Origin of the sequence: Plantactinospora alkalitolerans, from assembly GCF_015690345.1 — a bacterium.
Taxonomy (GTDB): Bacteria; Actinomycetota; Actinomycetes; order Mycobacteriales; family Micromonosporaceae; genus Plantactinospora; species Plantactinospora alkalitolerans.
In genome coordinates this window covers 1-9,991 of the sequence record NZ_JADPUN010000350.1, presented here as the reverse complement: position 1 = coordinate 9,991, position 9,991 = coordinate 1, and the positions used below count along the sequence as shown (strand labels likewise).

Annotated in this window: 8 protein-coding genes; 3 read left to right on the top strand and 5 right to left on the bottom strand. The window is 70.7% G+C overall.

All coding sequences use genetic code 11. From position 1 onward, the window contains the following. The coding region (locus I0C86_RS37120; protein ID WP_196205992.1) for an MMPL family transporter at positions 1-1,212 on the bottom strand (1,212 nt) is incomplete at its 3' end. Positions 1,213-1,319: 107 nt separating this feature from the next. On the opposite strand from I0C86_RS37120, the gene I0C86_RS37115 reads away from it, so the two are divergent. Both I0C86_RS37115 and I0C86_RS37110 read left to right on the top strand, forming a co-directional pair. Continuing rightward, positions 1,320-2,051 (top strand): TetR/AcrR family transcriptional regulator, encoded by a 732-nt coding sequence (locus tag I0C86_RS37115; RefSeq protein ID WP_196205991.1) that lies wholly within the window; start codon positions 1,320-1,322, stop codon positions 2,049-2,051. A gap of 170 nt (positions 2,052-2,221) precedes the next feature. Next, positions 2,222-3,838: a phytoene desaturase family protein gene (locus I0C86_RS37110; RefSeq protein ID WP_196205990.1), complete on the top strand. Its 1,617-nt coding sequence runs from the start codon at positions 2,222-2,224 to the stop codon at positions 3,836-3,838. Positions 3,839-3,905: 67 nt separating this feature from the next. Here the strand turns inward: I0C86_RS37110 and I0C86_RS37105 are convergent, their stop codons facing one another. Beyond that, positions 3,906-5,513 carry a Rieske 2Fe-2S domain-containing protein gene (locus tag I0C86_RS37105; RefSeq protein ID WP_196205989.1) on the bottom strand — a complete coding sequence of 536 codons (1,608 nt, stop codon included), beginning with the start codon at positions 5,511-5,513 and terminating at the stop codon, positions 3,906-3,908. Positions 5,514-5,751: 238 nt separating this feature from the next. On the opposite strand from I0C86_RS37105, the gene I0C86_RS37100 reads away from it, so the two are divergent. Continuing rightward, a complete protein-coding gene (locus tag I0C86_RS37100; protein WP_196205988.1) occupies positions 5,752-5,976 on the top strand; it encodes a hypothetical protein in 225 nt (74 codons plus the stop codon). Between the two features lie 326 nt (positions 5,977-6,302). Here the strand turns inward: I0C86_RS37100 and I0C86_RS37095 are convergent, their stop codons facing one another. From I0C86_RS37095 to I0C86_RS37085, 3 genes are all read right to left on the bottom strand, one after another. Then, positions 6,303-7,772 carry a DivIVA domain-containing protein gene (locus I0C86_RS37095; protein ID WP_196205987.1) on the bottom strand — a complete coding sequence of 490 codons (1,470 nt, stop codon included), beginning with the start codon at positions 7,770-7,772 and terminating at the stop codon, positions 6,303-6,305. A gap of 99 nt (positions 7,773-7,871) precedes the next feature. Continuing rightward, on the bottom strand, positions 7,872-9,008 hold the full coding sequence (rlmN, locus tag I0C86_RS37090; protein WP_196205986.1) for a 23S rRNA (adenine(2503)-C(2))-methyltransferase RlmN: 1,137 nt from the start codon (positions 9,006-9,008) through the stop codon (positions 7,872-7,874). 103 nt (positions 9,009-9,111) lie between these two features. Beyond that, positions 9,112-9,991: phosphatidate cytidylyltransferase (locus tag I0C86_RS37085; protein ID WP_196205985.1), on the bottom strand; the 880-nt coding region annotated here is incomplete at its 5' end.

Sequence of the window (9,991 nt, the reverse complement as noted above, 5' to 3'; positions counted from 1 at the left end):
AGATGTGTATAAGATACAGCCGCCGGAACCGTCCACCGCCCCGCCAGAGCCGCCCGCCGGCATCGTCCCGGTGGTGGCCGGCGCCCCGCCAGAGCCGCCCGCCGGCATCGTCCCGGTGGTGGCCGGCCGGATCCGGCCCCTCGCCGGTCGCGGTCCCGGACCGGTGGACGCCGGGCGCCGGCGGCGGGGCAGGCGTACGGCCAGTGCGTTGATCCGGGGCCCGAGCACGGCGAGCAGGGCCGGCAGCACGGTCAGCGAGGCCACCATCGCCACCAGCACGGCGGCGATCCCACCCAGTCCCATCGAGCGCAGGAAGACCTGCGGGAAGATCAACAGGCTGGCCATCGCCGTCGCGACGGTCAGGCCGGACACCATGACGGTCCGTCCGGCGGTGTTCATCGTGCGCTGGATCGCCCGCGCGGTCGGATGGCCGGCGCCGAGTTCCTCCCGGAACCTGCTCACGATGAACAGCGCGTAGTCGACCGCCATGCCGAGCCCGATCAACGTGATGATGTTGATGGCGAAGACCGAGACATCCGTGACGAAGCCGAGCAGTCGGACGGAGACGAACGCGCCGAGGATTGCCATCCCGCCGATGAGCAGCGGCGTCGCGGCGGCGACCAGTCCCCGGAAGATCAGGATCAGCAACACCAGCAGAATCGGCAGCGACAGGGTCTCCGCCCGGGTGATGTCCTCGGTGGTCTGTGCGTTCGCCTCGGCCAGGAAGGGCACCGTGCCACCGGCCTCGGTGGCGACGCCGGGCGCGTCCAGAGCCGGCCGGAGTTTCTCGTACACGTCGGTCATCTCGTCCGGATCAGTCACCCGGAGCTGCACCGCGGCGTACGTGCTGTGCCGGTCGTTGGCGAGCAGGGCCGGGGCCTGGGTGTCGTACCAACTGGTCACGCGGGCGACCTCGGGGTGCTGGCGCAGCCGGTCGAGGGTGGCGGTGACCGGATCCCGGAACGCCGGCTGGTCGACCGCGGCCGTGTTGCTCGAGTAGAGCACGACCAGATCGGCACCCTGCTTACCTAGTTCGGCCCTGATCCGCCGGTCGGCCCGGCTCGACTCGCTGGCCGGATCGTCGAAGCCGCCGCCGGTCAGCGAGCCGAAGACCCCTGTTCCCCAGGCCGCTCCGACGGCGATCAGCACCAGGCCGGCGGCCAGCACCGCCCACCGGAGCCGAACCACCGCGCTTCCCCACCAAACGAACATCGCCCGTGCTCCCGTCGGCCGTTAAGGTCATACCCGCAACAAGGCTTCAAATGAGTGAACGCCGTTTACTATTACAACGCTGTTCTCTTTAGTCAAGGGGGTTCGCGATGACGGCACCGACCCGCCGGGAACGCCTGCGCACCGCCGCCGTTTCCGAGATCAAGGACGGCGCACGGCGCCTGTTGGTGAGCGGCGGCCCGCAGGCGATCTCACTGCGGGCCATCGCCCGGGACATGGGGATGACGGCGCCGGCCATCTACCGCTACTTCCCCAGCCTCGACGCCCTGATCGTGGACCTGGCCGGAGATCTGCTGGACGAGTTGCGGGAACACCTCGAAGCGGCCCGGGACGCCGCCGGTGCGGCACCGGTCGCCCAACTCGCCGCGACCGCCCGCGCCTTCCGGAACTGGTCGGTACGGCACCCGGTGGAGTTCGGGCTGGTCTTCGGCAGCCTCCTGCCCGGGGTCGACGCCTTTCCGGACAACTGCACCAACGACGACGATCCGGGTGCCCGGCTCGGTGCGGTGTTCGTCGCCCCCCTGCTGGAACTGTGGCACCGCTCCCCGATGCCGATGCCGCCGCCGGCCCAGGTCGACCACCGGCTGGCCGAGTCACTGGGGCCGATGCGGGAACGGCACCGCGAACTGCCGGTCGAGGTCGCCCGGCTGATGCTGTCCGGCTGGACGATGCTGTACGGCCTGGTCTCCATGGAGGTCTACCACCAACTCCGCTGGGCGGTGTCCGACCCGGAGGCGCTCTTCGAGGCCGAACTGGCGGCATTCCTACGACAGCTTCCCGCGGAACCAGACACCGGCCCGGCATCCGCCACCGGAACCTAGGCCCAGCCCACCGCACTCGGCCGAGCCCTACCCCAGCCCACCACACTCGGCCGGGATTCATCCAGCCCACCACATTCGGCCGGGATTCATCCAGCCCACCCACGCCGGGACGCAACCGAGGCCAGCCAACCTGGCACCGGCCCAGGGCATCCGAACTAGGCTTCCCGAGCATGACCGCCGAGCTACCCGCCCGCGCCGACGTCGTGATCGTCGGCGCCGGCCACAACGGCCTGGTTTCCGCCATCCTGCTGGCTCGCGCCGGCCTCGACGTGGTGGTGCTGGAGGCCGCCGGCACGATCGGCGGAGCGGCCCGCACCGAGAACCCGTTCCCGAAGGTGCCGGCGCTGCGCCACTCCACCGGCTCGTACCTGCTCGGCCTGATGCCGCCGGAGCTGATCGAGCTGCTCGACGTGGAGATCCCGGTGCTGCGCCGCGATCCGCACTACTTCCTGCCCACTCCGGGCGACGCCGGCTCGCCGTACCTGCTGTTCGGCGCCAACCGGGAGGTCACCCGGGAACAGATGGAACGGTACTTCTCCCGGGCCGACGTGGCTGCCGACGACGCCATGCAGGCCGAACTCGCCGCGCTCCGGGAGGATCTCGGACCGGCCTGGCTGGCCGAGCCACTGCCGGTCGAGGAGACCGCCGACCGCTACATCCGGCGCGCGCTCCGGCAGCCCTTCGTCGACCTGGTCCGCGGCTCGGTCGCCGACTACCTGGCCCGGTTCGACTTCCGCTCCGAACTGCTGGTCTCGATGTACGCCGTCACCGACGGCCTCTCCGGGCTGAACGCCGGCCCCGACGACCCCGGAACCGGCCACAACTTCCTGGCCCACAACATGTGCCGGCTGCCCGGCTCGGGCGGCACCTGGATGATCGTTGCCGGCGGAATGGGCACCGTCACCAACACCTTCGCCGACGCCGCCCGGGCCGCGGGCGCCACAATCCTCAGCGGTACGCCGGTGGCGGCGATCACCGTCGACGGCGGAGCGGTCAGTGGGGTCGTACTCGACGACGGACGGACGGTCGGCGCCGAGGTGGTGCTCGGCGCCGGTGACCCGTACCGGCTGATGGAGCTGGTGCCGGACGGCGCCCTGCCGGCATCGCTCACCGAACGGATGACGGCGGCCCGGCGCACCGGCACCACCCTGAAGGTCAACCTGGCGCTCGCCGGCCTACCGCAGTTCTCCTGCCTCCCCGAGGGCGCCCCGAGCCCGTTCGGCGCCACCATCCACCTGCTGCCGGGCTCCGCCTCCCTGCTGGCCGGCGGGGCCGGCGACAAGCCGCCGATGGCGGCGCTCCGGGACATGTGGGCGGACGTCCAGGCCGGCCGGCTGCCCGACGAGCCGACCATCGAGTGGTACCTGCACACGACCGTCGACCCGTCACTGCGGGACGAGGCGGGCCACCACTCCTCCGCACTCTTCGTCCAGTCCGTCCCGTACGCCCCGACCGACGGCTCCTGGGACGACCTGCTGCCCGGGTACGTCGACCGGCTGCTCGCCATCTGCGACCGGTACGCCCCCGGCACCACCGACCTGGTCGCCGACGCGGTTCCGCTGACCCCGCCGGGCATCGAGGCGCACTTCGGCATCACCGGCGGGCACATCCACCACGTGGACAACACCGTCTCGTTCACCGACCGCATGCCCTACGCCACCGGGCTCGACGGCCTCTACGCCGGCAGCGCCGGATGCCACCCCGGTGGCAGCGTGATCGGTGCCGCCGGACACAACGCCGCCCGACGAATCCTCACCGACCTCGGCCGGGTCAGCCTCGGCCGATGAGGGTGAAAGGAAGGGCCCCTTCTTATCGCTTTTCGTTGTAGAAGGGCCCCTTCTTAACACCTGCGGCTCAGCCGGCGGATTCGGCTTCGGCGCTCGCCGGGGCGGATCCGGCACTCGCCGGGGCGGGCTCGTCGGCCCGGTGGGCCCGGATCTTGTGCCCGACGCTGGTCAGGCAACGACCACTCGCCAGGTCGAACCGCCAGCCGTGCAGTTGGCAGGTGAGCTGGTTGTCCTCGACGATGCCGAACCGGGTCAGATCCGCCTTCAGGTGCGGGCAACGCCGCTGCACCACCCAGTCGCCCAGGGTGATGTCCTCGGCGTCGACGGCCCGCTCGTGCTCGTCGTACCAGCCCTCGGCGTACTGGAGCCGCTCCTGCGAGAGGCACTTGAAGAAGGAGTAGACGAACTCGTTGTACTGGCCGATCCGGGCCGCGGAGAACCGGCAGGAGAGGAAGAGCGAGTTGACCCAGTCGACCTCGTCGATGTGCAGCAGATGCTCGATCAGGGCGCGCTCGGTCCGGAACCGGTACCGCACCTTCTCGTCGCCGTACGGCCGGATCTGCTTGCCCGGGAAGTCCACCAGGATGGATTCGACCGACTCGCCGTCGTAGCCGACCAGGTCGAACCGGACCGGGCCGCCCACTCCCTTGGCCAGGTAGATCGACTCGTCCAGCAGCGGCTCGATCCGGCGCTTCATCTCGGCCAGCACGTCGATCTCCGGATGCCGCCAGGACGCCTTCGCCGCCTCGATCACCGGCCGGGACCGGGCCTGGTACTCGCGCAGGTGCTCCTCCTTGCGGGCGAAGAACTCCCGCACGTCCGGCACCGGTTGGGTGGTTTCGCAGGTGTCGACACCGACCTCGGAGACGGTACCGGGCAGCAGGATCACACTGTTGTCGTAGCCCAGCTCCGTGTAGTGGTCCTGGAAGACCTGCTGGTCGGGGAAGATGTTGCCCTCGTCGCCGTGGATGTCGTTGAACTGCCACAGCTCGTCGTCGAGGAAGCACGGCGGGCCGGCGATCGGGAAGACCCAGGACGCCTTGAGGTCGTCGATGTAGCGGATCGTCCGGTCCATCTGCCGGTCGCGCTTCTGCTTGCCGAAGGCGGTCTTGGCCGCGGTGGGCAACTCGTAGACCATCGGGTACCAGATCGCGCCGGAGAACTGCAGCATGTGCGCGTGCACGTGGCCCAGCTCGGCGAAGATCTCAAGATCGCTCGGGCGGGCGTCGTTCTGGTTCAGCAGCCGTACGCCGTCGTACTCCACCCACAGCGACGAGTCACCGATCGGGCCGTCGGTCGGACTGGTCAACGCCTGGATCATCACTCGCAGGCCGCCGTCGAGCTCCACGACCTCGTTGCTCTTGGTACGCAGGAAGCTGTTGAACCCGAGTGCCCGCAGTTCGTCCTCGAGTTCCGAGGTGGGGTACTCGGGGAGCAGGACGGTGGCCTTCTTCGAGATGAACCGCTTGAGGTGCTCCGCGTCGAAGTGGTCCCGGTGCAGGTGCGAGACGTACAGGTAGTCGACCTGCCCGAGCGTCTCCCAGTCGAGCTGTGAATTGTCCGGGAACGGGAACCACGAGGCGAAATAGGCCGGGTTGACCCATGGGTCGCACAGGATGCTGCCCGCACCGGTGTCGATCCGCATGCTCGCGTGTCCCGTACCGGTCAGTCGCACCGCACAGTCCCCCTAGACATAGGCAATCTCATCCCTGGCCCCGGAATCAAGGCGTACGCCCAAACGCTACCGGAGGCCCCAAGCCGCTCGGCCCGCGACGCCGGGTTGGGCCGTCCGACCGCGCTCCCGCCGGGTCTGCGGCAGAACCGGACAGCGCCGGGACACCGGGCCCTCCGGCGCGCTCGGTACGGCACGTGCCAGACTTACCGGCATCCGATCGTGAGGAAAGGACCGGAAAGTGGCTGGAAGCGAGCCGGTGACGTCACCCGACCAACACAAGCCGGGACACCGCAAGGCGGGTCGGATCGGCGCGATCCTCTCCGCGGCCGCGCTGGTGTTGATGATATTCAACAACAACGAGGTCAGCGGCATCGAGAAGATCTGGCTCGGCGGGATCGCCGCGTTCCTGGTGGTGGCCGTCATCGGCGACACGATCCTGCGCCGCAACGGCCTGCGTTCCTGATTCCCGGCCCGGCCTGACGGTAATCCCGGCTGATCGGCCTGTCCCGGTCGATCCGGCGGCGGTTTCCCGGCTGGCCTGACGGCGGTATCCCCGCTGGGCTGACGGCGGTTTCCCGCTGGCCCGCCGGTCGAGTGCGCCCGAGGCGGGATCGGCCCGGGCGGCGGGCCCGCCGTCAGGCCCGCTGGGCCGACCGTCGGAATCTCGCCTGCAACCGTCGGGATCTGGCAGCCAGCCCGTCGGGAGCTGGCGCACCAACCGTCGACATCTGGGATCCTCACCCATGCGCCGCGCCGGCGAGGGCAACGTCCTCGCCGGCGGTGAGACGCTCACTGCCCGAGCAACAGGTCCTTAACTTCCTTCAGTGCCGCGTCGACCTCGGCCTCGAAGTAGCCGCCCGGGACCAGCCCGAACCGCGTCGTGTCGAGATCGTTGGGGTTGACCGGCATCGGTCCGCGCCCGGCCATGCTGCCGAGGATTCCCTCGAACAACCGGTCGACCTGATCAGGGTCGTAACCGCTCCCGAACCGACGGACCTGGAAGGTGCGCCGGATCTGGTCGATCCGCGCCATCTCACTGCCCGGCCCGCCCATTCCCGGTGCCCCCATCGGGGGCGGACCGCCGAGCCCGGGGCCACCCATCGGCGGAGGCGCCATCGGAGGCGGATCGCCCACACCCCGGCCAGGTCCGCGCAGTTCACGGTCCGGCATCCGGATCTCGGCGGTCATGTCGGCCTTGCCGTGGCGGTTCGGGTCGAATCCGTCAAACCGCTCGTTCGGCCCGAAGCCACCGGCGGGGCCGCCCGGAGCACGAGGGGGAATCGGGGCAGCTGGGCCGCGTTGCGGATCAAAGCCGCCACGCTGGCCCTCGGGACCGCCTCGCTGCGGGTCGAAGCCACCCCGCTGCGGCTCTGGGCCACGCTGGGGGTCGAACCCACCACGCTGCGGCTCGAAATCCCCGCGCTGAGGCTCGAAGCCACCGCGCTGCGGCTCCGGGCCACGCTGGGGGTCGAACCCACCGCGCTGCGGCTCCGGGCCACCACGCTGCGGCTCGAACCCGCCACGCTGGGGCTCGAAGCCACCACGCTGCGGCTCCGGGCCACGCTGGGGGTCGAACCCACCCCGCTGCGGCTCCGGGCCACCACGCTGCGGCTCGAACCCGCCACGCTGGGGCTCCAGGCCGCCACTCCGCTGGGGGTCGAAACCACCCCGTTGCGGCTCGAAACCACCTCCGAAGGTGCCGGTGGGCTCGTCGAACTGCCCGTACGGATCGTTCGGCGGGCCTGCCTGCGCCGGCATGGGACGCAACGGTGGCGGCTGCCCACCCGGGGGGAGCCCGCGGTCGTCGCGCATCGGTGGCCCCATCCGGTCCGGCGGTCCCATCCGATCCGGTGGTCCCATCCGGTCGGGCGGACCCATCCGATCCGGCGGACCCATCCGATCCGGCGGACCCATCCGATCCGGCGGACCCATCCGATCCGGCGGACCGAGTCGGCCCTGCTGCGCTCCCCGGTCACCCATCCCCGAGTCGCCGCCACGACTGCTGCCGACGCCGCCCCGCTCCTCCAGTTCGGCGATCTGCCGCTCCACCCGGTCGAGGTGCAGGTCCACCTGCCACTCGTCGTACCCTCCGAAACGCACCCGGAAGACGACGTCGTGTACCTCCTGGGAGGCGACGGGCGCGCCCAGCGACTCACCGGCGAGCGTGGCCTCGACACGGTCCAGGAACGTGTCCACCTCATCGACCTTGTAGCCCCGCCGGAGCGCCTTGCGCCGGAAACGCTGACCCTGACTCGCCACTATGTCTCCTGGTTCGCTCGCTCGCTTCGCTCGCTCACGCCGCCCCGCCATGCGCGTCGACGCCGCGAGCGGCACTACTAAGTCTGATGTCCCGGCCGCTCACGGTGCCACCGTCGCGGCGGCCAGCTGGCCACACGCACCGTCGATGTCACGCCCGCGGGTGTCCCTGACGGTCGTCGAGACGCCGGCCGCGCGCAGACGCCGGACGAACTCCCGCTCCACCGGCTTGGGACTCGCGTCCCAGCGGCTACCCGGGGTGGGGTTGAGCGGGATCAAGTTCACGTGGGTCAGCCGACCAGCCAGCAACCGACCGAGTAGGTCGGCACGCCACGGCTGGTCGTTCACATCTCTGATCATCGCGTATTCGATGGATACACGACGCCCCGTACGCTCCGCGTAGTGCCACGCGGCGTCCAGCACCTCGGCAACCTTCCACCGCTGGTTGACCGGCACCAGTTCGTCGCGCAGCTCATCATCGGGCGCATGCAGCGACAACGCAAGAGTCACCGACAGTCCCTCCTCGGCCAGCCTGCGCATCGCGGGAACCAGGCCGACCGTGGAGACGGTGACGTGACGCTGGGAGAGGCCGAGCCCTTCGGGGGCCGGCGCACACAGCCGCCGTACCGCCGCGACGACCCGCGAGTAGTTTGCCAGCGGCTCGCCCATGCCCATGAAGACCACGTGCGACAGCCGGGGCGGGGATCCGGCGACCGCTCCGGAGGCGGCCACGCCGGCGAGGTGGACGGCCTGGTCGACGATCTCGGCGGTGGAGAGGTTGCGGGTCAGCCCGGCCTGACCGGTAGCGCAGAACGGGCAGGCCATGCCGCAGCCGGCCTGGCTGGAGATGCAGACGGTGACCCGATCGGGATAACCCATCAGCACGCTCTCGACCAGCGCACCGTCGTGCAGCCGCCAGAGCGCCTTCCGGGTCGCGCCGTCGTCACAGGCGACCTCGCGGACCGGGGTGAGCAGGTTCGGCAGCAGCGCTTCGGTGATCCGGTCCCGGCTGGCGGCCGGCAGATCCGTCATCCGCTCCGGATCCCGCACCAGGCGGCCGAAGTAGTGCGTCGAGATCTGCTTGGCGCGGAAGGCGGGCTCACCCAGCTCGGCGATGACCGCCTGCCGTCCGGGTAGGTCGAGGTCGGCAAGATGCCGGGGCGGCATTGCCGCCCGACGCAACGGTGCGGACCCGATCGGGGCGTCCGAGGCAATCTGGATCATGGGCAGGCTCGTCATGGCCTGTCCAGTCTCCCACGTCCGCGCGACAACGCACCTGGCCGAGGGTGCCGATCCGGCGGGCTGTGCCGGATAACCCGGGTGTGAAGGCTCACGTCGACTCTCAACCGGCCGGCGCGAAGATCGCCAGGAGGAGGTACCCGGTCGGCACCGCGAAGAGGACCGAGTCGAGTCGGTCCATCAGCCCGCCGTGCCCCGGCAGCAGGTTGCTCATGTCCTTGACCCCGAGATCCCTCTTGATCATCGACTCACCGAGATCTCCGAGCACGGCCGCCACCGAGACCGCCACCCCGAACAGCGCCCCCCACCACGGTTCGACGTCGAGCAGGACCCCCAGCAGCACGGCGCTACCGACCGCCGCCGCCGCGACCGAGCCGGCAAATCCCTCCCAGGACTTCTTCGGACTGACCGAAGGCGCCATCGGATGTTTGCCGAACGCCACACCGGCGGCGTACCCGCCGGTGTCGGAGAGCACGACGGCGGCCAGGGTGACCAGCACCCGCAGGTCGCCGTCACCCGGCGCCGCGAGCAACGCCGCGAACCCGGCGAGGAACGGCACGTAGACCGCGATGAGGGTGGCCGCGGTCATGTCCCGTTGGTAGCCGGCCGGCCCGTCACCGAGCCGCCACACCAGGGTCGCCAGCACCGTCACCAGCAACCCGAGGCTGAGGGCGTCCGGCCCGGCCCACCAGGCCAGCCCGACCATCAGCAGTCCACCCGCGACCAGCGGCACGAGTGGCGGGCGGATGCCGCTGGGGCGTACCGCCTGGGTCATCTCCCAGATGCCGATGCTGACGGCGATCGCCACCACGGCCAGGAATGCGGGGCGGAACAGGAAGAGCGGAACGACGATCGCCGCGCCGAGCCCGAGCCCGACGCCGATCGCGGCGGGCAGGTTCCGGCCGGCCCGGCCGGAGGCGGCCGGCTGACCGGAGCGGGTCGCCCGGCGGCGACCCGGACCGCGCCGAGCTGCCGGGGAGGGG